The 23,800-nt window shown below is 64.9% G+C and carries 22 protein-coding genes and 2 tRNA genes; 8 read left to right on the top strand and 16 right to left on the bottom strand.

Features of this window, described 5'->3' with window-relative positions; genetic code table 11:
* Positions 1-19 precede the first annotated feature (19 nt).
* Positions 20-355 (top strand): DUF6481 family protein, encoded by a 336-nt coding sequence (locus ASE82_RS01560; RefSeq protein WP_056058003.1) that lies wholly within the window; start codon positions 20-22, stop codon positions 353-355.
* A gap of 302 nt (positions 356-657) precedes the next feature.
* Here the strand turns inward: ASE82_RS01560 and ASE82_RS01555 are convergent, their stop codons facing one another.
* The 7 genes from ASE82_RS01555 to lon all read right to left on the bottom strand — a co-directional run bounded on the left by ASE82_RS01555 (position 658) and on the right by lon (position 8,747).
* Positions 658-2,121: an efflux transporter outer membrane subunit gene (locus ASE82_RS01555; protein WP_056058001.1), complete on the bottom strand. Its 1,464-nt coding sequence runs from the start codon at positions 2,119-2,121 to the stop codon at positions 658-660.
* Positions 2,121-3,737 (bottom strand): DHA2 family efflux MFS transporter permease subunit, encoded by a 1,617-nt coding sequence (locus tag ASE82_RS01550; RefSeq protein ID WP_056057998.1) that lies wholly within the window; start codon positions 3,735-3,737, stop codon positions 2,121-2,123. The genes ASE82_RS01555 and ASE82_RS01550 overlap by 1 nt, the downstream gene beginning before the upstream one ends.
* Position 3,738: 1 nt before the next feature.
* Complete coding sequence (locus tag ASE82_RS01545; RefSeq protein WP_056057995.1) at positions 3,739-4,914, bottom strand: HlyD family secretion protein; 1,176 nt, start codon at positions 4,912-4,914, stop codon at positions 3,739-3,741.
* Positions 4,911-5,546 (bottom strand): CerR family C-terminal domain-containing protein, encoded by a 636-nt coding sequence (locus ASE82_RS01540; protein WP_056057992.1) that lies wholly within the window; start codon positions 5,544-5,546, stop codon positions 4,911-4,913. Before ASE82_RS01540 ends, ASE82_RS01545 begins: the two co-directional genes overlap by 4 nt.
* A 265-nt stretch (positions 5,547-5,811) precedes the next feature.
* Positions 5,812-5,886 (bottom strand) — tRNA-Val (locus ASE82_RS01535).
* Between the two features lie 67 nt (positions 5,887-5,953).
* The gene (locus tag ASE82_RS01530; RefSeq protein WP_268795398.1) at positions 5,954-6,250 is read right to left on the bottom strand and encodes an HU family DNA-binding protein; all 297 of its coding nucleotides are present in this window, start codon (positions 6,248-6,250) and stop codon (positions 5,954-5,956) included.
* Between the two features lie 103 nt (positions 6,251-6,353).
* On the bottom strand, positions 6,354-8,747 hold the full coding sequence (gene lon, locus ASE82_RS01525) for an endopeptidase La (RefSeq protein ID WP_056057990.1): 2,394 nt from the start codon (positions 8,745-8,747) through the stop codon (positions 6,354-6,356).
* A gap of 250 nt (positions 8,748-8,997) precedes the next feature.
* Between lon and ASE82_RS01520 the strand changes: the two genes are divergently transcribed.
* The 3 genes from ASE82_RS01520 to ASE82_RS01510 all read left to right on the top strand — a co-directional run bounded on the left by ASE82_RS01520 (position 8,998) and on the right by ASE82_RS01510 (position 11,419).
* Positions 8,998-10,722 carry a M1 family metallopeptidase gene (locus ASE82_RS01520; protein WP_056057988.1) on the top strand — a complete coding sequence of 575 codons (1,725 nt, stop codon included), beginning with the start codon at positions 8,998-9,000 and terminating at the stop codon, positions 10,720-10,722.
* 116 nt (positions 10,723-10,838) lie between these two features.
* Positions 10,839-11,036 (top strand): hypothetical protein, encoded by a 198-nt coding sequence (locus ASE82_RS01515; RefSeq protein ID WP_056057985.1) that lies wholly within the window; start codon positions 10,839-10,841, stop codon positions 11,034-11,036.
* Positions 11,033-11,419, top strand: coding sequence for a c-type cytochrome (locus ASE82_RS01510; RefSeq protein WP_082440967.1), 387 nt, complete (start codon positions 11,033-11,035; stop codon positions 11,417-11,419). The genes ASE82_RS01515 and ASE82_RS01510 overlap by 4 nt, the downstream gene beginning before the upstream one ends.
* Positions 11,420-11,421: 2 nt before the next feature.
* On the opposite strand, the gene ASE82_RS01505 is transcribed toward ASE82_RS01510, so the two are convergent.
* Entirely contained in the window at positions 11,422-12,546 is a 1,125-nt protein-coding gene (locus ASE82_RS01505; protein ID WP_056057982.1) for a calcium:proton antiporter, read from the bottom strand.
* Positions 12,547-12,646: 100 nt separating this feature from the next.
* Here ASE82_RS01505 and ASE82_RS01500 point away from each other — a divergent pair, with 100 nt between their 5' ends.
* The gene (locus ASE82_RS01500) at positions 12,647-13,105 is read left to right on the top strand and encodes a hypothetical protein (RefSeq protein WP_056057980.1); all 459 of its coding nucleotides are present in this window, start codon (positions 12,647-12,649) and stop codon (positions 13,103-13,105) included.
* A 387-nt stretch (positions 13,106-13,492) separates the two neighbouring features.
* Here the strand turns inward: ASE82_RS01500 and clpX are convergent, their stop codons facing one another.
* The 5 genes from clpX to ASE82_RS01475 all read right to left on the bottom strand — a co-directional run bounded on the left by clpX (position 13,493) and on the right by ASE82_RS01475 (position 18,801).
* Positions 13,493-14,758 (bottom strand): ATP-dependent Clp protease ATP-binding subunit ClpX, encoded by a 1,266-nt coding sequence (gene clpX, locus ASE82_RS01495; protein ID WP_056048170.1) that lies wholly within the window; start codon positions 14,756-14,758, stop codon positions 13,493-13,495.
* 134 nt (positions 14,759-14,892) lie between these two features.
* Positions 14,893-15,582 (bottom strand): ATP-dependent Clp protease proteolytic subunit, encoded by a 690-nt coding sequence (locus tag ASE82_RS01490; protein ID WP_056057974.1) that lies wholly within the window; start codon positions 15,580-15,582, stop codon positions 14,893-14,895.
* A gap of 242 nt (positions 15,583-15,824) precedes the next feature.
* Positions 15,825-16,751, bottom strand: coding sequence for a glycosyltransferase family 2 protein (locus ASE82_RS01485; protein WP_056057971.1), 927 nt, complete (start codon positions 16,749-16,751; stop codon positions 15,825-15,827).
* A gap of 217 nt (positions 16,752-16,968) precedes the next feature.
* The gene (gene tig, locus ASE82_RS01480; protein ID WP_056057967.1) at positions 16,969-18,648 is read right to left on the bottom strand and encodes a trigger factor; all 1,680 of its coding nucleotides are present in this window, start codon (positions 18,646-18,648) and stop codon (positions 16,969-16,971) included.
* Positions 18,649-18,716: 68 nt separating this feature from the next.
* A tRNA-Leu gene (locus ASE82_RS01475) sits at positions 18,717-18,801 on the bottom strand.
* Positions 18,802-18,910: 109 nt separating this feature from the next.
* Between ASE82_RS01475 and ASE82_RS19760 the strand changes: the two genes are divergently transcribed.
* The 3 genes from ASE82_RS19760 to ASE82_RS01465 all read left to right on the top strand — a co-directional run bounded on the left by ASE82_RS19760 (position 18,911) and on the right by ASE82_RS01465 (position 19,986).
* Positions 18,911-19,066, top strand: a complete 156-nt coding sequence (locus tag ASE82_RS19760; protein ID WP_168371595.1) for a hypothetical protein — start codon at positions 18,911-18,913, stop codon at positions 19,064-19,066.
* Positions 19,067-19,068: 2 nt separating this feature from the next.
* Positions 19,069-19,287, top strand: coding sequence for a hypothetical protein (locus ASE82_RS01470; protein ID WP_056057964.1), 219 nt, complete (start codon positions 19,069-19,071; stop codon positions 19,285-19,287).
* Between the two features lie 135 nt (positions 19,288-19,422).
* Entirely contained in the window at positions 19,423-19,986 is a 564-nt protein-coding gene (locus ASE82_RS01465) for a retropepsin-like aspartic protease family protein (protein WP_235524367.1), read from the top strand.
* A 306-nt stretch (positions 19,987-20,292) separates the two neighbouring features.
* On the opposite strand, the gene gatB is transcribed toward ASE82_RS01465, so the two are convergent.
* The 3 genes from gatB to gatC all read right to left on the bottom strand — a co-directional run bounded on the left by gatB (position 20,293) and on the right by gatC (position 23,744).
* Entirely contained in the window at positions 20,293-21,780 is a 1,488-nt protein-coding gene (gatB, locus tag ASE82_RS01460) for an Asp-tRNA(Asn)/Glu-tRNA(Gln) amidotransferase subunit GatB (protein ID WP_056057957.1), read from the bottom strand.
* Between the two features lie 177 nt (positions 21,781-21,957).
* A complete protein-coding gene (gatA, locus tag ASE82_RS01455; protein WP_056057953.1) occupies positions 21,958-23,442 on the bottom strand; it encodes an Asp-tRNA(Asn)/Glu-tRNA(Gln) amidotransferase subunit GatA in 1,485 nt (494 codons plus the stop codon).
* Positions 23,442-23,744 carry an Asp-tRNA(Asn)/Glu-tRNA(Gln) amidotransferase subunit GatC gene (gatC, locus tag ASE82_RS01450; protein ID WP_056048145.1) on the bottom strand — a complete coding sequence of 101 codons (303 nt, stop codon included), beginning with the start codon at positions 23,742-23,744 and terminating at the stop codon, positions 23,442-23,444. Before gatC ends, gatA begins: the two co-directional genes overlap by 1 nt.
* Positions 23,745-23,800: the final 56 nt, after the last annotated feature.

The raw sequence follows: 23,800 nt of genomic DNA, 5'->3' as shown, positions 1-23,800 counted from the left end.
ACAGGATTATTCGACGACAATGGCCTCTTTCAAGGACCCCAGCTTCCAGGACCGTACGAGCAGCGCAGCCGCCGCCAAGCAGAAGGCGCTAGAAGCGCTGCGTGCCAAGCCGCCGATCGACGAAGCCGTCGTCGCCGAGCGCCTTGCCGCGCGCGAGGCCAAGGAATTGGCCGAGCGCGAGAAGCGCGCTGCCAAGCGTGCCGCAGAGGATGAGGCCAAGGCTGCGAAAAAGGCTGAAGCTGAGGCTGCTGCTGCTAAGAAGCGCGAGGCCGAGGCTAAGGTCGAATTGACCGACGCCGAGAAGAAGGCGATTCGTGACGCCAAGTATGCGGCGCGGAAGAACAAGAAGAAGTGATTTTGGGGCGGTCGTTTGGCCGCCCATTTTAAATACCCACTACCCTTGGAGCAACGGTCTCCAAAAGAGACCACCACCCCGGCGAAGGCCGGGGCCCAGTTGGCGAGGTCGAGGTAACGAAGCGCGGTCCATAGTTGGCAACGTCCCCCAACTGGGCCCCGGCCTTCGCCGGGGTGGGCGCCGGACAGGTGCGGTTCTGTAACTAGCTTGTTCTCCCGCGAAGGCGGGAGCCCAGTCTGGGCTCCCGCCTTCGCGGGAGAACAAGTGGGTTCGGGTGACGGACGTGTTGAAGCACGCGCCCCCTACTCCGCCCGCTCCCACCCCCCACCAAGCGCCTTGAACAACGCGACCGTCAGCTGCCGCAACTGCGCATCGCTCGACACCAGCTGTTCGCGCGCGGTCAGCACGTCCGTCTCCGCGTTCAGCAGCGTCGTCTGCGCCACGAAGCCGGTCCGGTACTGCGACTCCGCCGCCTTCGCGCTGCTCTGTGCATCGACCACGGCCCGCTGCAACGCCGCGTTCCGGCGTCGTTCGGCTGCGATCTGTGCGAGCGGATCCTCGACGTCGCGCAACGCCTGCAACACCGTCGAGCGGTAACGCAGATACGCCTGCTCGCGGTCTTCCTCGCGCGACTTCACGGTCGATTTACGCCGGCCCCAGTCGAGCAAGGGGAACTGCGCCGCGCCGCTCGCGGTCAATTGGAGGCTGTCACCCGAGAACAGATTGCCGAGCGCGGTCGAGATCAGCTGGCTCATGCCCGTAAGGCTGAACTTCGGATACATATCCGCCACCGCAACGCCGATATCCGCCGTCGAGGCAGCGAGATCGCGTTCGGCCGCGCGAATGTCGGGGCGACGGCGCAACAATTCAGAAGGCAACCCGGCCGGGATCGACGGTACGCCGAGCGGTGCTACCGACGGCGCTGCGAGTTCGGACATCAGCGTCGCGGGTGGCTCGCCCAGCAGGATCGCCAGCGCGTGCATGCGTACGTCGACATCGGCGCGCACCGGTTCGGCGCGTGCTTCGGTCGAGGTGATCGACGCGCGCTGGCGGGTTACGTCGATCGGCGGGACGAGACCGACCTTGGCCGTGTTGCCGGCGATCTCGAGCGCACGACGCTGGCGGACGATTTCGCCCTCGATCGTCACGATCTGCGCCTGATCGAGCCGCAGCGCGAAATACGCCTGCGCGACTTCCGCGGCTAAAGTCACTGCGGCGTCGCGTTTCGACCAGACCGCAGCTTCCGTCCGCGCCCGCGCGCCTTCGGTGCTGCGCCGGACTCCGCCGAACAGGTCTAGCTCCCAGCTTGCATCGAAGCCGACGGAATAGGTCGTGATCCCGCTGCCGGGGAGAGCGATGCCGCCGGTCGAACCGGTGCCCCCTGCACCCGTGCCACCGCTGAACGCGCGTGCGATCGACGAGAGGCCGGCGTTCTTGCTGAACTCGATGTGGCTCGGGCTGGCGCTGGCGTTGACGCTCGGCAACCCTTGCGAGCGTGCGACGATCTCCTGTAACCGCGCCTGGCGCACGCGCGACGCGGCGATGGCGATGTCGGGATTGCCCTTCAACGCGCGCTCGACGAGGCCGTCCAGCTGTGGATCGCCGAACGCGGACCACCAGCGGGCGGGGTCAACCGAAGTACCAACGCTCGCTTGCGGGCCGACGAACGCCGGCGGCACCGCCATCTCGGGGGCGACGTAATTTGGGCCGACGGTGCACCCCGCGAGCAGGGCCGCGACCGCAACCACCATGAACCGCGCACGCATCAATGCATCCCTCCCGAGGGGGCGCCACCGGTCTTGCCGGAGCGCATGAATAGAACTAGTGGCGCGACGACCAGCACGACCACCATCATCGCGCGGAACACGTCGAGGAACGCGAGCATCGTCGCTTGGCGCTGCATCTGGCTGTAGAGAACGGCCAACGGCGTCGTCGCATCGCCCTGCCCGCCGAACACGCTCGTCGCCTTCTGCATCCAGTCGTTATAGTTCGGATCGAGCGGATTGAGCGTCTGCGTCAGTTCCGACTGGTGCCGCTGCAATCCGCCCGCAAGTTGAGTCTGCGCGAAACAGATGCCGATCGTCCCGCCCAGGTTTCGCGAGACGTTGAGCAGGCTCGACGCCTGCGCGGTCTGCGTCTGCTTGAGCCCGACATAGGCGATCGCGTTAATCGGCACGAACAGGAACGGCAGGGCCATCGCCTGGAACAGCCGGGCGAACGCCGCATCGGAGAACGCGATGTCGGCGGTCAGGTGGCTCATGTTCCACAGCGCGAACGCCTGCACCAGCAACGCCGGGAACAGCAGGAAGCGAACGTCGACCAGCCCGCTCAGCCGCCCGGCGAACGGCACCATGACGAGCGTCGCGAGACCGCCGGCGGTCAGCGCGAGGCCGGCATCGAGCGAGCTGTAGCCGAGCACCTGTTGCAGCATCTGCGGAATGAGCTGCGTCGTGCCGAACAGGATCATACCGGTGACGCCCATCACGCCGATCGTCAGCGCGAAGTTGCGGTTCTTCAGCAGCTTGAGGTCGATCACCGGGTCCTTGTGGTTCAGCTCCCAGATGACGAGCGTGACCAGCGACACCGCGGCGATGATCGCCGACATGACGATGAAACCGCTCGAAAACCAATCCTCGCGCTCACCGCGATCGAAGGTGAGTTCGAGGAAGCCGAGCCCGAGTGCGACCAGCGCGACGCCGACATAGTCGATCGTCAGGCCGTTCTTGAAGCGCTCGTCGCGGTCCTTCTTCACCTGGTCCGGCTCGTCGACGAACGTCTCGACCAGGAACCATGCGGCGATGCCGACCGGCACGTTGATCAGGAAGACCCAGTGCCAGCTGGAATATTCGACGATGTAGCCGCCCAGCGTCGGCCCGAGCACGGGGCCGACGACGACGACGATCGCGAAGGCGGCGAACGCCATCCCACGTTGTTTCGGCGGGAAGGTGTCGGCGAGGATCGACTGCTCGACCGGCGCCAGACCGCCGCCGCCTATGCCTTGCAATACGCGTGCGACGACGAGCGTAGCGATATTGGGCGCAAGGCCACACATCAGCGAGGCGAGCGTGAACAGCGCGATGGACAGCAGGAAATACCGCTTCCGGCCGATCGCGTCCGACAACCAGCCCGAGATCGGGATGACGATCGCGTTGGCGACGAGGTAGCTGGTCAGCACCCAGGTCGCCTGATCGGTGGTGATCGACAGCCCGCCCGAGATATGATCGAGCGCAACGTTGGCGATCGAGGTGTCGAGCACCTCCATGAAGGTCGGAATCGAGATGATCGCGACGATCAGCCACGGGCTGTACTTGCCCGCCGCCGACCGGCTCGGCGACCACGTATGACCGCCGCCCGCATCAGCCTTAGCAGGAGCCTTGGCCACCTCAGCGCACCTTGACGGTAGGCACCACCGACATGCCGGGACCGATCGGATAGCGCTTCGGATCGGGGCCGTTCTTGGCGTCGAACACGATCCGCACCGGCACGCGCTGGACCACCTTCACATAGTTGCCGGTCGCGTTCTGCGGAGGCAGCAAGGCGAACGCCTGGCCGGCGCCGCGCTGGATCGAGTCGACATGCCCCTTGAAGTCGACGCCGGGATACGCGTCGACATGGATCTCGACGGGCTGGCCGATCTTCATCAGGGTAAGTTGCGTTTCCTTGAAGTTGGCCGTCACCCACATTGTGTCGGGGACGATCGCCATCAGCTGCGTGCCGGGCGCGACATAGGAGCCGACGTTGACCGAGCGGTTGACGACTTGCCCCGCGACCGGCGCGGTCAGGCGGAGATCGCCAATCGTGACGTTTGCCTGGTCGACCTGCGCACGACGGGCGTCGATCACCGACTTGGCCGCGCCGACCTGCTTCCTGGCGACGCTGATCTGCGCGGTGGCGGTGTCGATCTGCTCGCGGGCGGCGGCGGCATCGGCGGCGGTCTGGCGAGCGGTGGCGCGCGCCTGATCGAGCTGTTGACCGGCAACCGCGCTCGGATCGAGCCGCAGCAACGCCTCGTAGCGCGCGAGATCCTGCTGCGCCTTTACCGCCGCCGCCATCGGCACGCGTGCTTGGGCGGCCGCCTGCTGGCGTTGCGCTTCGGCAGCGGTGACCTGCGCCTGTGCCTGCGCGAACTGCGCGCGCGCCTGCGATTCGTTTGCCTGCGCCTCGGCGACCTGCGCGTCGCGGCCGGATGCCTTGATGACCGCAAGGAGGCGTCCTGCCTCGACGTGGCGGTTGTCGATGTCGGCGACCTGCACCAGCGTGCCCGCAACCTGTGGCGCAAGACGGACGATGTGCGTGTCGACGAACGCGTCGTCGGTCGATTCGAACTGCCGCGCGTGCAGCCAGTAGAGCACGCCGCCGATGATCAGCCCGCCGACGACGATGACGAGGATGATCCAGAACAGCGGCTTCTTGAAGACCGACGGCTTCTTGTCGTCGTCCTTGTCATCGTCGGACTCGTCCTGCTGTTCGGTGTCGGACTGCTGATCCTCGCCGTTCGGATCGGACTTGCGATCCTCGTCGTCGTGGTTGGCGTCGGAGTGGTTCGTCTGGTCGGTCATGCCTGGCCCTGTTCTTCAGCACGCATCGAATCGAGGATGGCGTCGATATTGGCGTCGATCCGCGCCTTGATATCGTGGATGTCGTCGGCCCCGAGCGCATCGCGCCCAAGCAGTTTGAGGAAGGTGGCGCGGCTCGATCGCAGCGCGAGGACCTGCCCCATCAATGTGATCGTCGTGATCCGAGCGACACGCGCGCTGGTACAGCCGGTCGCGGTGGCGACGAGATCGGCAAGCGTCTCGATCATCTGCCCCATCACGCCGCCATAGATTCGCTCGAACGCCGCACCGGGTTTCATCTGCTCGCGCAGGATGAACAGCGTCCAGTCGGCGTTCTCGTCGCTCGCCATCTTGTCTGCGAGCCGCGCGAAAATCCGAAGGATCCGGGTGCGGGCTGCAGCGGCGTCCTCGACGATCCCGGCGGGTACGTCGAACGGCTCGGTCATCATCGCGGACATGCGCTCGGCGATCCGATCCGCCGCGGCGAGGTACAGCCCGTCCTTACCGCCGTAGTGATAGGTGATCGACGACATCGCCGTGCCCGCTGCCGCAGCGATCGCACGCGTGCTTGCCCCCTCCAGCCCCTTGCTGCCGAATTCGCTGATCGCGATGTCTAGGAGTCGGGACTGGACCACGGGGAGCGTTTAGTTCGATCGAACGAACCAGCCTAATGAAGAAGCTGTCATGTTGGGGTGTCGAGTAGGCAATCCCCTGATCTGCGCCCCTCCCTGAAAGGGAGGGGTTGGGGGTGGGTAGGCTCACTCGTGCCGCGACCGTTCGGCAATACGGAAACCAACCCACCCCCGGCCCCTCCCTTCCAGGGAGGGGGGAACGCAGACCAGACTGCAGCGCCAGAAACAGCAACGCCGGCCCCTTCATGCGAAGGGACCGGCGTAAATCTGGTGGGCGCGGCTGGGATTGAACCAGCGACCCCACCCGTGTGAAGGGTGTGCTCTACCACTGAGCTACGCGCCCGAAACTCGTTCGGAAGCGGGCCTTTAGGCAGACCCCGTCCACCTGTCCAGCCCTATCAACACCGGTCCTAGTTGACCGCGTCCTTCAGGCCCTTGCCAGCCTTGAACTTCGGCTGGGTCGAGGCCTTGATCGTCATCGGCTCGCCGGTGCGGGGGTTACGGCCGGTCGACGCCTTGCGCTTCGAGATCGAGAACGTGCCGAAACCGACCAGGCGAACCTCGTCGCCCTTCTTCAACGATGCCTCGATCGCATCGAACACCGCCTCGACCGCCTTGACCGCGTCGGCTTTTACCAGCCCGGACGTGTCGGCAACCGTCGCGATCAGCTCCTGCTTGTTCATATAATCCCCCGGGAAAACTCGAATCGGCCGAGATGGACTCGCGACCGCAATCAGCGCGCAATAATGCGACGGCCCCGTCTGCTGTCAAACGAAACCGCCGTATTGTCGCTTACGATCCAAACATGGATCAGTGGTGAAGGCCACCCCCGACCGGCGCGATCGGTGCCGGTGGCAGTGCTGCCAGCTCGTCCGCATCGGTCCACTCGATCGCTTCGAGCGGCTCGGTCAGCGCCAGACGAAGCACCTCGTCGACGTGCGAAACGGGGATGATCTTCAGCCCCGCCTTGATGTTCGCCGGGATTTCCGCGAGGTCCTTCTCGTTCTCGGCCGGGATCAGCACCGTCTCGATCCCACCACGGAGCGCCGCGAGCAGCTTCTCCTTGAGGCCACCGATCGGCAGCACGCGACCACGCAGCGTAACCTCGCCGGTCATCGCCACCTCGCGCCGGATCGGCACGCCGGTCAGCGTCGAGACGATCGAGGTGACCATGCCGATGCCCGCCGACGGACCGTCCTTCGGCACCGCACCCTCGGGCAGATGGATATGAATATCCTTGCGCGCGAACAGGCTCGGCTTGATCCCGTAGCTCGGCGCGCGGGCCTTCACATAGCTAAACGCGGTCTCGATCGACTCCTTCATCACGTCACCGAGCGTACCGGTGAGCTTGGCCTGCCCCTTGCCCGCGACCGTCACGCTCTCGATCGTCAGCAACTCACCGCCGACTTCCGTCCAGGCAAGCCCGGTGACCGCACCGATCTGGTTTTCGGTCTCGCCGAGCCCGTGGCGGTACTTTTGCACGCCAGCATATTCGCCGATGTTCTCGGGCGTGATCGTGACGCTGGTGGTCTTGTTCTCGAGGATCTGGCGCAGCGCCTTGCGACACAGCTTGGCGATCTCGCGCTCCAGCGTACGCACGCCGGCCTCCCGCGTGTACTGCTGGATGAGCGTACGAAGCCCCTCCTGCGTCAGCGTGAACTCGCCCGGCTTCAACCCGTGCGCCTCGATCTGCTTCTCGACCAGATGACGCTCGGCGATCTCAACCTTCTCGTCCTCGGTATAGCCCTCCAGACGGATGATCTCCATCCGGTCGAGCAGCGCCTGGGGCAGGTTCAGCGAGTTCGCGGTGCAGACGAACATCACGTCCGACAGGTCGATATCGACCTCCAGGTAATGATCCTGGAACTTGCCGTTCTGCTCCGGATCGAGGACCTCCAGCAGCGCCGACGCGGGATCGCCACGGAAATCCTGGCCGAGCTTGTCGATCTCGTCGAGCAGGAACAACGGGTTCGACGTGCCGGCCTTTTTGAGGTTCGTCACGATCTTGCCCGGCAGCGAGCCGATATAGGTGCGGCGATGCCCGCGAATCTCGGCTTCGTCACGCACGCCGCCGAGCGACTGGCGGATGAACTCGCGCCCGGTCGCCTTGGCGATCGACTTGCCGAGCGAGGTCTTGCCGACACCCGGAGGGCCGACGAGGCACAGGATCGGCCCCTTCAGCTTGTTGGTGCGCGCCTGCACCGCGAGATACTCGACGATCCGGTCCTTCACCTTCTCGAGCGCGTAATGATCCTCGTCCAGCGTCACCTGCGCGGCGGCGATGTCCTTCTTGATCTTCGACTTCTTGCCCCACGGCAGCCCGAGCAGCACGTCGAGATAATTGCGCACGACAGTCGCCTCGGCGCTCATCGGCGCCATCGTCTTGAGCTTCTTCAACTCCGACGTCGCCTTGCCGCGCGCCTCCTTGCTCATCTTGAGCGTCGCGATCTTCTGCGTCAGCTCGGCGATCTCGTCGCCTTCGCCCTCACCGTCCTCGTTCCCGAGTTCGCGCTGGATCGCCTTCAACTGCTCATTGAGGTAATATTCGCGCTGCGTCTTCTCCATCTGGCGCTTGACGCGGCTCTTGATCTTCTTCTCGACCTGAAGAACGCCCAGCTCGCCCTCCATCGCCGCGAACGCCATTTCGAGGCGCTTCGACGGGTTGGTCTCGAGCAGGATCGCCTGCTTCTCGGCCACCTTGATCTGGACGTTCGCGATCACCGCGTCGGAGAGCTTCGACGCGTCCTCGATCTCGGACAGCTGCACCGACGTTTCCGACGAGAGCTTGCGGTTGAGCTTGGCGTAGTTTTCGAACTGGTCGACCACCGAGCGCATCAGCGCGATGAGCTCCGGCCCCTCGACCTCGGCATCGGCGACCGGCTCGACTGTTGCGGTGAGGAAGTCGCCGCTTTCGTCGAGCGTTTCCAGAGTCGCACGGCCCTTGCCCTCGACCAGCACGCGGACGGTGCCATCGGGGAGCTTCAGAAGCTGGAGCACGGTCGCGGTGACGCCCATCGAATACAGATCGTCGCGCGAAGGATCGTCCTCGGCCGGATCGACCTGCGCGACGAGATAGATCTCCTTGTCCGCCGCCATCGCCGCTTCGAGCGCGGCAACGGACTTATCGCGGCCGACGAACAGCGGCACGATCATGTGCGGGAACACGACGATGTCGCGAAGGGGAAGGACGGGGTACTGGGTCATGAACGCTCCGGTGGGTGCCTGCATGGGGGCATAATCTACAGCTTATATGGTGAGGATGAACCGTCCATCAATTGGTTGGCGGTGGTTAGGGGTTTTAGCGCGTTGCCCAAGCGCCAGCCGTTCTCCTGCGAACGCAGGAGTCCAGGGTAACGGGCGGCGGTATTCGCGATCCTGGGCTCCTGCGTTCGCAGGAGAACGGGCGGTATCGGATCGCACTTGTGCGCGAGCCGCCCAGGCGCGAGAACGCGGCATGATTTCGCGCCTGTTACTCGCCGCCAGCGCCACCGCGCTTCTCGCCGCCGCCCCGCTCCCGAAGAAGGGCGAGCCCGCGATCACCGCGCAGACGCAGCGGTCTGGTGGCGTACTGACACCCGAGCAGACCGCACTCCAGTTCGACAGCGCGGACCTGGCGTTCGAAGTGCTGCCCGAGACGGAGAGCTTGAACGGCGTGGCTACGCTGGTCTTTACGGCGAAGGCCCCCCTCAACCGCCTGCCGATCGATCTCGACCGCAATCTTCCGGTCAGCGCGATCGCGATCGACGGCGTGCCGCTCGCCCCCTCGGCGTGGAGTAATCCCGAGGGTCGGCTGACGATCACGCTGCCCCAGCCGGTCGCGGCGGGCGGCAAGGTCACCGCGAAGATCACCTATGGCGGCACGCCGCACGTCGCGGTGAAGGCGCCGTGGGACGACGGCATGGTCTGGTCGAAGACGCCCGACGGCCGCACCTGGTTCGCGACGACCGCGGAGGGCTATGGTTGCGACCTGTTCTGGCCGTGCCTCGACTTCCCGACCGGTGAGCCCGCGCTGGTGACGCTGCACATTACCGTGCCGAAGGGGCTGAAGGCGCCATCGAACGGCGTGCTGCTCGGCGTCGATACGCTGGCGGACGGTCGGACGACGTGGAACTGGCGCGCCAAGCATCCCAACACCTACGGCATCGCGCTGAACGTCGGGCCGTATGAGGAGATCAGCGGCACGTACAAAAGCCGCTTCGGCAACAGCATCCCGATGTTTTACTGGTATCTGCCGGGCGAAAAGGCGCAGGCGGAAAAGCTGTTCGCCGAGTTCGCGCCGACGCTTGATTTCTTCGAGAGCATGATCGGCCCCTACCCGTTCGGCGACGAAAAGCTCGGCGTGGTCGAGACGCCGCACAAGGGCATGGAGCACCAGACGGTCAACGCGTACGGCAACGAATACGCCAAGGCGCCGGAGGGATTCGACTGGTTGTTCCAGCACGAATTCGCGCATGAGTGGTTCGGCAATCAGCTGACCGCCGCGAACTGGGACGATTACTGGCTGCATGAGGGGTATGGCACCTACATGCAGCCGCTCTATGGCCAGTGGCGTGAGGGCCGTGCGCGCTATGCAGCGATGATGCAGACCGAGCGCACCTCGATCATGAACCTCAAGCCGATCACGCAGCAGCGCATCACCACCGAGGAGGAGGTGTACGAACTCGACAAGGGCGGTGCGGGGCAGGACATCTACTACAAGGGCTCGTGGATGCTCCACACGCTCCGGGCGCTCATCGGCGACAAGGCGTTCTTCGACGTCACGCGGCTGGCGGTGTATGGGCGCGCGGATCCGAAACCGGGCAATTTCGCGCCGCGGTTCGGGTCGACCAAGGAATATGAGGGGCTCGTCCGAAAGGTGACGGGGAAGGACTATGCGTGGTTCTTCGACGTGTATCTCCGGCAGGCGGCGCTGCCCGAACTGGTCGAGACGCGGACGGGGAATACGCTAGGTTTGACCTGGAAGGTGCCGGGGAACGGCCCCTTCCCGCTGCCGGTGCAGGTGCAGGTCGACGGCAAGACGCGGATGTTGCCGATGACTGGGGGGAAGGCGAGCTTGTCGGTCCCGGCGGGCGCGCATGTCGTGATCGATCCGGATGCGCTGGTCCTGCGGCGTAGTGTGGCACTGGAAGACGTTGCCGCCTGGAAAGCCGCACAAACTGCGAAGGCCAAGCCCCAATGACCTCTCCACCGTTCCCCCGCGAAAGCGGGGGCCCAGGGTACAAAGAGACGACGCCCCCGACTCCTGGCCTCCTGCGTTCGCAGGAGAACGGGCCGTGGCCTTCTCGCGCGGCAGAGATGGCTGCGATCTTCATGGTCGGGGACGGCTTGATTGGTCTCCTCCAACCCCGCCGCCACGTCGATCTCTGGAAGGACGATGCGCTTGGCACCGAGAAACTGGTGAAGCCCTTCGTCGACCGGCCCGGCCGCCGTCGCCTCTACGCCGTCGTGCAGATCGCCGCCGGTCTCGCCTTGGCTGCGCGCCAGAAACGATGAGCCTGCCGCGGTGGCCCCTGCTGGCGCTGGCGCTCGCCGGCTGTGGTTCGAGCCCCGACGCCGGCACGACCAGCCAGATCGCCAGCGGCGAACGCGTCTTCCGCCGCTGCACCGCCTGCCACACGATCGGGCAATATGCGGGCGATACCGATGGGCCGAACCTCTACGGCGTTATGGGCGGCCCGATCGGCGAGCGACGCCCACGCTTCTCGTACACCGCTGGGTTGAAGTCGCTCGGCGGCAAGTGGGACGCCAAGCGCATGGACGCCTGGCTCACCAACCCGCGCAAGATGGTGCCCGGCACGACGATGGCGTTTGCGGGCCTGCTCGACCCAAAGGACCGCGCCGACGTCATCGCATTCCTGTCGACGCAGGGCCCCTGAGTTTACGGCACCACCGTCGTGAACAGATAGGCAGCGAAGATCACGAGGTGGACGACGCCCTGCAACACCGTCGTCCGCCCTGTGCCGAGCGACAGCGTCGCCACGAACAATGATAGAGCCAACAGCGTCATGCTCTTCGCATCGATGCCGAGCGCGATCGGCAGGTCGAGCACCAGCGACACGATCGCCACGCTCGGGATCGTCAGCCCGATCGTCGCCAGCGCGGAGCCGAGCGCAAGGTTGAGGCTGGTCTGCAACCGGTTGCGCCGCGCCGACTTGTAGGCAGCCAAGCTTTCAGGCGCGAGCACCAGCGCGGCGATCACCACGCCGACCACGGTCAGCGGCAGGCCGGCACCGAGCACCGCGGCCTCGATCGTCGGCGACAGCGTCTTCGCAAGCAGCACCACCGACACCAGCGCGACCAGCAACGCGGCGAAGGCGATACCCGTGGCGCGGCCCGATGGCGGCGCAGCGTGATCGTCCTTGTCGTCGGTCGACGGCAGGAAATAATCGCGGTGGCGTACCGTCTGCACCAGCACGAACGTACCGTAGAGGATCAGCGACACGACCGCGACGAACATCAATTGCGATGCCGCGTAGGTCGGGCCCTGTGTCGACGACGTATAGTTGGGCAGGATCAGCGACAGCACCGCCATCGCCGCGAGCACGCCTAGCGCCGCGGTCATGCCCTTCAACGTGAACCGCTGCTCATGATGCCGCACCGCGCCCGCGAGCAGGCAGATGCCGATGATGAAATTGAGGATGATCATGATTGCCGCGAACACCGTGTCGCGCGCGAGCGTGGTCGCGTCGCCGGCGTTGGAGAGCATCAGCGAGACGATCAGCGAAACCTCGATCACGGTGACCGCGATCGCTAGGACGAGCGTACCGAACGGCTCGCCGACCTTGTGCGCGATCACTTCTGCGTGATGGACCGCGGCAAGGACGCTCCCGATCAGGACGATGACGGCCGCCGCGGTGCCGAGCGTGCCCATCTTGGCGAGGCCGACGAGGACGGCGAGTAGCCCCAGGCCCGGCGCGATCAGCGTCCAGATCGGGAGCGCGAGGCGGTCGGGCATCGTCTCCACGATTTCTTCACTCGGTCGGTCGGCCACTTCGATCGTCATGCATGCTCCCTCGTTCCACTTGGTCAACGAATGCGTGAGGGCCGATAAGGGTCCGAGTCGGGGCGATTGCGGAGCGGTAAGGATCGGCTAGGTTGCGGCGATGCTGTCCGCCGATCTTCGCCAGACGCTCGTCATGACCGCCGACGCCTTGGAGGGGGCGCAGGACCCGTGGTGGGTCATTTCCAGCGCGGCGGTGGCGCTTCATGGCGTGACGCCGATCGAGGTCGGCGATGTCGATGTGTTGGTCAGCGTGGGGGATGCTCGGCGACTGATAGACACGCTCGGCGTCGTGCCGATCAAGGATGGCGCGAGTGCGACGTTCCGGTCGACGCTGTTCGGGCGGTGGACGATTCCGCCGTTGGTCGTCGAGATCATGGCTGATTTTCATGTCGTGACGGACTTGGGGTGGACAGAAGTGCGGCCTCTGACGCGCGTTCCTGCACTGGTGGATGGACGTGTGGTTTATGTGCCCGACCGAGGGGAATTGGTGGAGATGCTCAGGCTGTTCGGGCGTCCGAAAGATCTGGAGCGAGTTCGGCTTTTGATTTTGCAGGTGTAGCTAAAGGGCCGCCGTCGCTCTGCCTAAGACGATGGGTAGCGACGGAGCGATCGACCAGGTTCGAAGCCTTTGACCTCCCCTTGTAAGGGGAGGTGGCGCGAAGCGACGGACGGGTGATGACCTATCGAGAGCGGGTCACCCCTCCGTCAGCGCCCTGCGCTGCCACCTCCCGTTGCTGGGGAGGATCAAAGTGACCTCCGCCCGGCCGATGCCCGCCTGTCGTCCTGACGAAAGTCAGGATCCGGGGTTACGGCGGGCTGGTCTTCGTGGCTCTGGATCCTGACTTTCGTCAGGATGACGGACGGGGGTTTTCGGGCGCGTATGCCCCAAACGACAAAGGGCGCCGATCGCTCGACGCCCTCTCCCGTATCTCAAACCAGTCCCGCCCTACGCAGCGTCGCCAGTCTTCTTCTTCTCGGCATAGACGCGGATCGGTTCCTTGCGGCCTTCGATCACGTCCTTGTCGATCATCACCTCGTCGACACCATCCATGCCGGGCAGGTCGAACATCGTGTCGAGCAGGATGCTCTCCAGGATCGAGCGAAGCCCGCGGGCACCGGTCTTGCGTTCGATGCCCTTCTTGGCGACCGAGACCAGCGCGTCGTCGGTGAAGCCGAGCGCGACGTCCTCCATCTCGAAGAGCTTCTGGTACTGCTTGACCAGCGCGTTCTTCGGCTCCTTCAGGATCTTCACCAGCGCGTCGACATCGAGATCCTCGAGCGTCGCAATTACCGGCAGACGGCCGACGAACTCGGGGATAAGCCCGAACTTCAGCAGATCCTCGGGCTCGACTGACTTCAGCGTCTCGCCCGTCTTGCGCTCGTCCGGCCCGGCGACATACGCGCCGAAACCGATCGACTTGCCCTGAAGGCGATCGCCGATGATCTTCTCGAGACCCGAGAACGCACCGCCGCAGATGAACAGGATATTCGTCGTATCTACCTGCAGGAATTCCTGCTGCGGATGCTTACGCCCACCCTGTGGCGGCACCGACGCAGTGGTGCCTTCCATCAGCTTGAGCAACGCCTGCTGCACGCCCTCGCCCGACACGTCGCGGGTGATCGAGGGGTTCTCGGCCTTGCGCGAAATCTTGTCGATCTCGTCGATATAGACGATCCCGCGCTGCGCCCGCTCGACGTTATAGTCCGACGCCTGGAGCAGCTTGAGGATGATGTTCTCGACGTCCTCGCCGACGTAACCGGCTTCGGTCAGCGTCGTCGCATCGGCCATCGTGAACGGCACGTCGAGAATGCGGGCAAGCGTCTGCGCGAGCAGAGTCTTGCCGCAACCGGTCGGCCCGACGAGCAGGATGTTCGACTTGGACAGCTCCACATCGGCACCCTTGGCGCCGTGGTTTAGCCGCTTGTAGTGATTATGCACCGCCACCGACAGCACGCGCTTGGCGCGCTTCTGGCCGATTACGTAATCGTCGAGGACGTCGCAGATCTCCTGCGGAGTCGGCACGCCGCCGTCCTTCTTGGACACCAGCGCAGACTTCGTCTCCTCACGGATGATGTCGTTGCATAGCTCGACGCACTCGTCGCAGATGAAGACCGTCGGCCCGGCGATCAACTTGCGGACCTCGTGCTGCGACTTCCCGCAGAACGAGCAATAGAGGGTGCTCTTCGAGTCGCCACCGCTCAGCTTCGTCATTCAATCACCTCTCGCGCATGTCGGTGCACGTGCCGTTTCCGGGGCCGCTACCGTAACGCACCCCGGAGTTCCTACAATCAAATAAACCGGCGGGGTTTACGATTCACCCCATGCCAGCGTCGTTCAAGCGAGTATCAGGCAGGCTTTGGGGCATCCTCGGATACCGCCGGACGCTTGTCGAACACCTCGTCGATCAGACCGAAATCCTTTGCTTCGTTCGCTTCGAGGAACGTATCGCGGTCCATCCGGCGCTCGATCTCTTCGATCGGCTGGCCGGTATACTGCGAATACAGTTCGTTCATGCGCTTGCGAATACGCAGGATCTCGCGTGCCTGGATCTCGATGTCGCTGGCCATGCCCTGTGCACCACCCGATGGCTGATGGATCATGATGCGTGCGTTGGTCATCGCGACGCGCATGCCGGGCTCGCCGCTCGCGAGCAGGAAGCTGCCCATCGACGCGGCCTGGCCGATGCAGACGGTGCCGACGCGCGGACGGATGTACCGCATCGTATCGTGGATCGCCATGCCCGCCGTCACGACACCGCCCGGCGAGTTGATGTACATGAAGATGTCCTTCTTCGGGTTCTCGGACTCGAGGAAGAGCAGCTGTGCGGTGATCAGCGAGGCCATGCCGTCCTCGACGCCGCCGGTCACGAAGATGATGCGCTCGCGGAGCAGGCGCGAGAAGATGTCGAACGAACGCTCGCCGCGGTTCGACTGCTCGATGACGATGGGAACCAGGCCTGCGTGCGTCTGCTGCAGGCCGAGCCCGGCGCTGGCCAACGGGCTCGCGAAATCGCCGGTCTCGAACGGATTGTGCATGGAAATCTCTCTTATGCCCCAGTGAACCGCTAACATCGGCGGTCCGAGAGGGGAGTTCAAGCCCTGCCTGCCCTCGCACTAGGTGGCTAGAGAGGCTGGAACGATCCTCCCCCGCCAGGGGGAGGTGGCGCCGAAGGCGACGGAGGGGGAGGACACGAAACCGTGGGTATCGCCGCCTCCCCCTCCGTCTGGCAAGGGCCAGCCACCTCCCCCTAGCGGGGGAGGATAACAAGAACCGAGAGTCAGATGCCTGGGGCGGGGTATGCGAGGTAAGCGAGGCGGCGGACTTCGCGACGGCCGCGAACGACCGTGTCCAGGATCAGGCCGGTGAAGACGTTGAGCGCGGCGAAGATGCCGAGGCCGGTGATCAGGATCGCGGTCGGGAAGCGCGGGACCTGGTGGATCTCGATGTACGTCAGCACCAGCGGGATGCCGAGGATCAGCGCGAGCAGGCCGAACACGCTGCCGATCGCGCCGAAGAACCAGAGCGGGCGCTCGATCCGGTAGAGCGTCATGATCGTGCGGAGGATGCGCCAGCCGTCGCCGTAGGTGCTGAGCTTCGATTCGGAGCCTTCGGGACGCGCGTAATAGGGTGTCTCCACCTCGCCGATCGGCATCTTGAGTTCGAGCGCGTGGACGCTGATCTCGGTCTCGATCTCGAACCCGGCCGAAAGCGACGGGAAGCTCTTCACGAACCGGCGCGAAAAGACCCGGTAGCCGGACAGGATGTCGGTGAAGCTCCGGCCGAACAGGCGGGCGAGCATGCCGGTGAGGAGCGCGTTGCCGAACCGGTGGCCGCGGCGGTAGCTTTCCTGGACCTGGCTGATGCGCGAGCCGACGACCATGTCGAGTTGCTCGTCGAATACGCGCTTCACTAGCGCGGGCGCGGAGGCTGCGTCGTAGGTCGCGTCGCCGTCGGCCATGACGTAGATATCGGCGTCGATGTCGGCGAACATGCGGCGGACGACCGCGCCCTTGCCCTGGATGCGCTCGGTTCGGACGATGGCGCCGGCGGCGCGCGCGACCTCGATCGTGCGGTCGGCGCTGTTGTTGTCGTAGACGTAGATGGTGGCGCCGGGCAGCGCGTCGCGGAAGCCGGCGATCGTCTGCACGATCGCGGCTTCCTCGTTGTAGCACGGGAGCAGGACGGCGATTCTCGGTTCGGTCATGGCCTGCCCTGCCCAGCGAAGTTTAAAACGGTATTATCGGCCACCGAACCACCCTGAAAACGCACTTCCCCGGCGGAGGCCGGGGCCCAATTGGGAAAGGTCCATAACGAAGCATTGCGCGCCGTTACAGCTACCTTTCCAATTGGGCCCCGGCCTCCGCCGGGGAGGTGACCCGGTGGGGTGGAGCGCCTCAATTACTGAGGCGCCCGAAGGTGCGTTACGCCTCGGTCTTGGTCGCGGCCTTCTTCGCGCGCGGCTTCTTCGCCGGTGCGTCGGCAGCCTCGGTGCCTTCCGCGTTTTCCGCAGCAACCGGCGACGATTCCGTCACGGCCGTCTCGGCTTCGACAGGAGCCGCCTTCTTCTTGGCAGGTGCCTTCTTCGCAGGCTTGGCCTCTTCCGTCGCGTCCGAAGCAGGCGCTTCTTCCGTCACGGCGTCGTCCGAAGCAGCCGCGTCGTCGGCCGGTGCTGCCTTCTTCTTGGCGGCAGCCTTCTTCTTCGGCTTGTGGTCATGACCCTCATGGTCATGATCGTCATGGTTGTGGACGTGCGTGCCGCTCGCGAAACCGTCCTCGCTCTCGATCGCTGCTTCCAGCTCCTCCCGCGTCGTCTCGCGGTCGGTGATCTCGGCCTTCTCGAACAGGAAATCGACGACCTTATCCTCGTACAGCGGCGCACGCAGCTGGGCGGCTGCCATCGGCTCCTGCTGGATGTACTGCATGAACTGCTGGCGCTGCTCGGCCGGATACTGCTGTGCCGCCTGTGCCAGCAGACGCTGCATTTCCTGGTTCGAAACCTCGACGCCGTTCGCCTGGCCGATTTCGGACAGGAGCAGGCCCAGACGCACGCGACGCTCGGCGATCTTGCGGTAATCGTCGCGCTCGCCTTCCATCTCGGCCATCGCAGCCTCGGGGTCGGCCTCGTGCGTGGCTTCGTGCTGGAGCTGCGACCAGATCTGGTTGAACTCGGCTTCGACCATCGACGGCGGAACCTCGAAGTCGTGACCCTCGGCGAGCTGATCGAGCAGCTTGCGCTTCATGTGCGTGCGCGTGAGACCGTTATGCTCCTGCTCGATCTGACCCTTGAGCAAGCCGGTGAGCTGCTCGAGGCTCTCGAGACCGAGCGACTTGGCCAGATCCTCGTCGATCTTGCTCTCGCCCGCGGTCTTCACCGACTTGACGGTGATGTCGAACGTCGCGGGCTGACCGGCGAGCGACTTCTCCTGATACTCCTCGGGGAAGGTCACGTTGAGGACCTTGTCGTCGCCGGTCTTCAAGCCGACGAGCTGATCCTCGAAGCCTGGGATGAGACGACCCGAACCGAGCTCGACGCCCATGTCGGTGCCGGTGCCACCCTCGAACGCGACGCCGTCGGCGGTCTTGCCGACGAAATCGACGGTGACGAGATCGCCCATTGCCGCGACGTAATCGTCAGCCGCGTCGTCCCACTTCTTCTGCTGGTCGGCGAACTTCTGGAGCTGCTCGGTGACCGCGTCGTCGGCGACCGGCACGGTCAGGCGCTCGAGCTTGATGCCGTCGATCGCGGGTGCGGGGACCTGCGGGAGGACCTCCATCTCGACCTTGACCACGGCGTCCTTGCCGAGGTCATAGCCGTCTTCCAGCTCGACCGAAGGCTGCATCGCGGGGCGAAGCTGCTTCTCGGCGACGAGCGTCTGGACGCCCTCCTGGATCGCCGCGTTCAGCGCGTCCTGGGTCAGCGCCGGGCCGTGCATCTTGCGGATGAGGTTCGCCGGCACCTTGCCCGGACGGAAGCCCGGCATCTTCATCTGCGGCGCGAGGCGCTTCAGCTCGACATCGACCTTGGCATCGATATCCTTCGCGGTGATGGTGAGCGTAAAGGCGCGCTTGAGGCCCTCGTTCAACGTCTCGACAGTCTGCATGTCCGGCCTTTGTCTAAAAGAGCATTCAGGATAATTCTTCGGGCGGTCGCCTCGCCTGCGCGGCGGGCTGGTGCGGGCGAAGGGACTCGAACCCCCACATCTTGCGATACTTGGACCTAAACCAAGCGCGTCTACCAGTTCCGCCACGCCCGCACAGGACATCGCCGTAGCGGGCGCGTCTATACCAACGTTGCATGCGGGGGCAAGCAGATAGGCAACTCCCGGTGATTACGGGCGTTGAACACCTCGAAGGAGAGACATCATGGCCACCCAACCCCCGGCAGAATTCCCGACCCCGACGTCGCCCGTCGAGCCGACCGCGCCGCCGCCGGAGTTCAATCCGCCCGCGCCCGACATCGACGTGCCTGCCCCTGGAACGCCGTCGAACGATCCCGCACCCGTCCAGCCGGAGTTTTGAGCATGAGCGATACGCATTCCGGCACGAACCCCGAAACGCTCCCCGAGGATCGTGACGAGGACACCCGCAGCGACATCGAACAGGCGGTAGAGTCGCGCTCCGACGCGGTCGAGCGTGGCGAAGGCGGCGACGAGCCCGAGACGTTCACGGATACCGGCATGCCCGATGGCGTCGGTGGTACCGGTGGCGTCGTGAAGAACCAGGACAACGACGCGCAGTAAGCTTGCGTCAGCAACCATACAGGCGGGGATGGCTATCTTTATGGTGCCACCTCCGCCAATCAGGACCCGATAATCCCCACGATACCCACCTTCGCCGAGCACCAGAGCGTCTATATCGCGCTCGGGCTCGCCGTATTGCTGCTGATCGTAGCGCAGCGCATCCCCATCATTCGCACGCTCGTCAATCTAGCGATGACGCTTGTCCTCGTCGGACTGCTGTTCATCGCGGTCGACCAGCGGCGCCAGTTCGATCCCTATGTCGGCAAGATCGCGCGGTTCCTGAAGATCGAGGACCAGCAGGTGGTCGGCGGCGAGGTCCGTATCCGGATGTCGCCGGATGGGCACTTCTGGGCGCGGGCAACGATCGACGGGGTGAGCCAACGGCTGCTGATCGACAGCGGCGCGACAATTACCGCGATTTCGCAGAAGACTGCGGAAGCTGCCGGGGTTGAGGCGCGGGTTGGCGTGGTGCCGATCGTTTTGCAGACGGCCAACGGGTCTATCGCTGCGAAGACGGGGACGATCGCCTCGCTGCGTCTTGGCGCGATCGTTGCGCGAGATTTGCAGGTGGTGGTGTCGCCGGCGTTTGGCGAGACGAACGTGCTGGGGATGAACTTCCTGTCGCGCCTCGCGTCGTGGCGGGTGGAGGAGAACACGCTAATCCTCGTGCCGCATCATCCGCAGAAGGTCGACGGGTAAGGCCGCCTCCGTACACAACCACCCCGGCGAAGGCCGGGGCCCAATTGGAAGGGTTGCAATAACGAAGCGCTGGCCATCGTTATCACCGTCCCCCAATTGGGCCCCGGCCTTCGCCGGGGTGGTGTCTGTCGAGGGCGGGCGAACTACACTTCTGCTAGTTCCCTCGCGAACGCGGGGCCCAGGAATCAAGCAGCGCTGCGTTTCTTTACCCTGGACTCCCGCCTTCGCGGGAGAACAGGCAGGGCGGGAGACCAGCAGGTGCGGGAGAGAGAGGGAGAGAGAGAGAGAGAGAGGAAGTCAGCAGCTTTACGAAGCCACCGACTTCCCAAGCATCCCCTTCAGAACCTCGTTCACCACGGCAGGGTTAGCCTTCCCCCCCATCGCCTTCATCGTCTGGCCCACGAAGAAGCCGAACAGCTTGTCCTTGCCACCGCGATAATCCGCGACCTTGTCAGCGTTCGCCGCCATCACCTCAGCAATCACCGCCTCGATCGCCCCGGTATCGCTGGTCTGCTTGAGACCCCGATCCTCGACCACCTTCGCCGCGCCGTCGCCGGTCTCGAGCATTACCTCGAACACTTGCTTGGCGAGACTCCCCGACAGCGTGCCGTCCGCGATCAGCCCCAGCAATTCCGCTGCCTGTGCCGGGGACACCGGCGAGTTTTCGATGTCCTTGCCGGTCCGGTTGAGCGCGCCAAACAGCTCCGACGTCGTCCAGTTCGCCGCCGCCGCCGGCTTCACGCCCGCGTCGAGCAACGCATCGAACCACCGCGCCGCCTCGACCTCGGCGGTCAGCACCGTCGCCTGATACGCGGTAATCCCGAGCGCCTCGTACCGCGCGCGCTTCGCGTCCGGCAGCTCGGGCAGCGACGCGCGACACTCGGCCAGGAACGCATCGTCGAGCACCAGCGGCAACAGATCGGGATCGGGGAAGTAGCGATAATCATGCGCGTCTTCCTTCGACCGCATCGACCGCGTCTCGTTGCGATCGGGATCATAGAGCCGCGTTTCCTGCTGGATCTTGCCGCCGGCCTCGAGCACCTCGACCTGGCGCTTGGCCTCCTGCTCGACCACCGCCATCACGAAGCGTACCGAATTGACGTTCTTCGTCTCGGTCCGCGTGCCGAGCTCGTCGCCGGGCTTGCGTACGCTGACGTTGACGTCGGCGCGCATCGAGCCCTCTTCCATGTTGCCGTCGCACGATCCGACATAGCGCAGGATCGATCGCAACTTCCGCAGGTAAGCTCCTGTTTCCGCTGGCGAAGCGAGATCGGGCTTCGACACGATCTCCATCAGCGCGACGCCCGACCGGTTGAGGTCGACATAGGACTGGGTGGGATGCTGGTCGTGCATCAGCTTGCCCGCATCCTGCTCGACATGGATGCGCTCGACGCCGATCCGCTTGCCCGCGGCATCCGGATTCTTCTCGTCGAGGCTGATGTCGATCGCGCCTTCACCGACGATCGGATGATAGAGCTGGCTGATCTGATAGCCCTGCGGCAGATCAGCGTAGAAATAGTTCTTCCGGTCGAACCGCGACCATTTATTGATCTGCGCCTCGATCGCCATCCCGGTGCGGACCGCCTGGCGGATGCACTCGCGGTTCGGCACCGGCAGCATGCCCGGCATCGCCGCATCGACCAGCGACACCTGCGTGTTGGGCTCCGCGCCGAACGCGGTCGCTGCGCCCGAGAAGAGCTTGGCGTTCGACGTCACCTGCGCGTGCACTTCGAGGCCGACCACGACCTCCCACTCACCGGTTTCGCCCTGGATACGATAGTTCGATTCAGTCATTGTCTTTCAACCTACCGCTTGAGCGCCGGAACAAGCTGAGCTTTTTCTCAGCTGCTGCCTTGACCGGCCGCTCGATCTTTACTCTTCGCCGGGCAGGCAGGTCGTCTTCTCGACCCGGAACAAAACCAGGCAAGAATCGGGACAAGTCCCCAATCGCGCCCAACCAGTCCAGTAGATTTACCACCAAACATCCGGCCGCGCGACGAACCCCGCGCGTTGTTCGATCGCGAGCCCTGCGTTCAGCACGCCTTGCTCGTCGAGCGGCTTGCCGATGATCTGCAGCCCGAGCGGCAGACCTTGCTTGTCGAGGCCACCCGGCACCGACATCGCCGGCAGACCTGCAAGCGAAGACGGCACGGTGAAGACGTCGTTCAGATACATCGCGATCGGATCCGCCGACTTCTCGCCGAGCGCAAACGCCGCCGACGGTGCGGTCGGGGTCAGCAGCACGTCGCACGTCTCCCACGCCCGTTCGAAATCGCGCGCGATAAGCGTCCGGACTTTCTGCGCCTGCGTGTAATACGCGTCGTAGAAACCGGCCGACAGCACGTAGGTGCCGATCATGATGCGGCGCTTCACCTCGGGACCGAAGCCATCCGCGCGCGTTGCGGCGTACATATCCTGCAAGCCGGCACCGGTCGGCAGGTCGCGGATCCCGTAGCGGACGCCGTCATAGCGCGCGAGGTTCGACGACGCTTCGGCGGGCGCGATGATGTAATAAGCGGGCAGCGCGTATTTGGTGTGCGGGAGCGAGACCTCGACGATCGTCGCGCCGGCATCCTTCATCCAGGCGATGCCCTGCTGCCAAAGCGCCTCGATCTCCTCTGGCATCCCGTCGACGCGATATTCCTTGGGAATACCGACGCGCAGGCCGTTGAGATTGCCGGACAAACCCGCTTCCCATTTTGGCACGTCGAGCTGCAACGAGGTGCCGTCTTTCGCATCGAACCCGGCCATCGCCTCGAGCAGGATCGCGCAGTCCTTGACGTCGCGCGCCATCGGCCCGGCCTGGTCGAGCGACGACGCGAACGCGATCGTCCCCCAGCGCGAGCAACGGCCGTATGTCGGTTTGATGCCGCTGATGCCGGTGAACGCTGCGGGCTGGCGGATCGAGCCGCCGGTGTCGGTGCCGGTCGCGCCGGGGCAGAGCCGTGCGGCAACTGCCGACGACGAACCGCCCGACGAGCCGCCTGGTGCCAGCGAGGCATTACCGCCATCGTTGCGCTTCCACGGCGAGATCACGTTACCGAACGCCGACGTCTCGTTCGACGAGCCCATCGCGAACTGGTCCATGTTCAGCTTGCCGAGCATCCCCGCGCCCGCGTCCCACAAATTCTGCGAGACGGTCGACTCGTAGGTCGGCGTGAAGCCTTCGAGGATGTGGCTCGCCGCGGTCGTCGTGACGCCCTTCGTGCAGAACAGGTCCTTCATGCCGATCGGCACGCCGGCCAGCGGCTTGAGCGTCTCGCCGGCCTCGCGCGCGGTGTCGGCAGCAGTGGCGGCGGCGATCGCGTGTTCGGGCGTCTCGACAAGAAACGCGTTCAACGCCTTGGCCTGGCTCACCTTTACGATGAATGCATCGGCGACTTCGCGGGCTTTGAAGGAGCCATCGCGGACGCCGTCGCGGATGCCTGCAATGCCCAGATCGGTAAGTTCGCTCATTATTCGATCACCTTCGGCACGGCGAAGAAGCCATGCTCTGCCACCGGGGCATTGGCCAAGACCTGCTCACGGATTCCGCCGCCGGTCAGCGGGTCGGCGTTGACGACGTCATCGCGCAGCCGCAGCGTGTTGGGGATGACCGCGGTCATCGGCTCGATACCGGTCGTATCGACCTCTTCGAGCATCTCGATCCAGCCAAGGATGTTTCCGAGTTCCGGCGCCATGCGGGCGGCGTCCTCGTCGGTGATCGCGATGCGCGCAAGGCTCGCGATCCGCTTCACGGTTGCAGTATCTACGGACATGGGCTGCGGCTAGCACCCGGCGCGGCGGGGCCCGCCAGGGGGAGGTGGCGCGAAGC

Source organism: Sphingomonas sp. Leaf230 (genome assembly GCF_001421745.1).
Taxonomy (GTDB): Bacteria; Pseudomonadota; Alphaproteobacteria; order Sphingomonadales; family Sphingomonadaceae; genus Sphingomonas.
Note: the sequence above shows the minus strand (reverse complement) of the source record. Positions and strands in the feature narration are given on the sequence as shown.

What these genes read in the sequence shown, in the direction of transcription:
- ASE82_RS01560 (WP_056058003.1), top strand. Translation starts at nt 20, where the DNA reads ATGGCCTCTTTCAAGGACCCCAGCTTCCAGGACCGTACGAGCAGCGCA.
- clpX (WP_056048170.1), bottom strand. Translation starts at nt 14,758, where the DNA reads ATGACGAAGCTGAGCGGTGGCGACTCGAAGAGCACCCTCTATTGCTCG.
- ASE82_RS01505 (WP_056057982.1), bottom strand. Translation starts at nt 12,546, where the DNA reads ATGACGATCGAAGTGGCCGACCGACCGAGTGAAGAAATCGTGGAGACG.
- gatB (WP_056057957.1), bottom strand. Translation starts at nt 21,780, where the DNA reads ATGACTGAATCGAACTATCGTATCCAGGGCGAAACCGGTGAGTGGGAG.
- ASE82_RS01515 (WP_056057985.1), top strand. Translation starts at nt 10,839, where the DNA reads ATGGCTGCGATCTTCATGGTCGGGGACGGCTTGATTGGTCTCCTCCAA.
- ASE82_RS01470 (WP_056057964.1), top strand. Translation starts at nt 19,069, where the DNA reads ATGAGCGATACGCATTCCGGCACGAACCCCGAAACGCTCCCCGAGGAT.
- gatA (WP_056057953.1), bottom strand. Translation starts at nt 23,442, where the DNA reads ATGAGCGAACTTACCGATCTGGGCATTGCAGGCATCCGCGACGGCGTC.
- ASE82_RS01520 (WP_056057988.1), top strand. Translation starts at nt 8,998, where the DNA reads ATGATTTCGCGCCTGTTACTCGCCGCCAGCGCCACCGCGCTTCTCGCC.
- ASE82_RS19760 (WP_168371595.1), top strand. Translation starts at nt 18,911, where the DNA reads ATGGCCACCCAACCCCCGGCAGAATTCCCGACCCCGACGTCGCCCGTC.
- gatC (WP_056048145.1), bottom strand. Translation starts at nt 23,744, where the DNA reads ATGTCCGTAGATACTGCAACCGTGAAGCGGATCGCGAGCCTTGCGCGC.
- ASE82_RS01510 (WP_082440967.1), top strand. Translation starts at nt 11,033, where the DNA reads ATGAGCCTGCCGCGGTGGCCCCTGCTGGCGCTGGCGCTCGCCGGCTGT.
- ASE82_RS01545 (WP_056057995.1), bottom strand. Translation starts at nt 4,914, where the DNA reads ATGACCGACCAGACGAACCACTCCGACGCCAACCACGACGACGAGGAT.
- ASE82_RS01555 (WP_056058001.1), bottom strand. Translation starts at nt 2,121, where the DNA reads ATGCGTGCGCGGTTCATGGTGGTTGCGGTCGCGGCCCTGCTCGCGGGG.
- ASE82_RS01500 (WP_056057980.1), top strand. Translation starts at nt 12,647, where the DNA reads ATGCTGTCCGCCGATCTTCGCCAGACGCTCGTCATGACCGCCGACGCC.
- ASE82_RS01485 (WP_056057971.1), bottom strand. Translation starts at nt 16,751, where the DNA reads ATGACCGAACCGAGAATCGCCGTCCTGCTCCCGTGCTACAACGAGGAA.
- ASE82_RS01490 (WP_056057974.1), bottom strand. Translation starts at nt 15,582, where the DNA reads ATGCACAATCCGTTCGAGACCGGCGATTTCGCGAGCCCGTTGGCCAGC.
- tig (WP_056057967.1), bottom strand. Translation starts at nt 18,648, where the DNA reads ATGCAGACTGTCGAGACGTTGAACGAGGGCCTCAAGCGCGCCTTTACG.
- lon (WP_056057990.1), bottom strand. Translation starts at nt 8,747, where the DNA reads ATGACCCAGTACCCCGTCCTTCCCCTTCGCGACATCGTCGTGTTCCCG.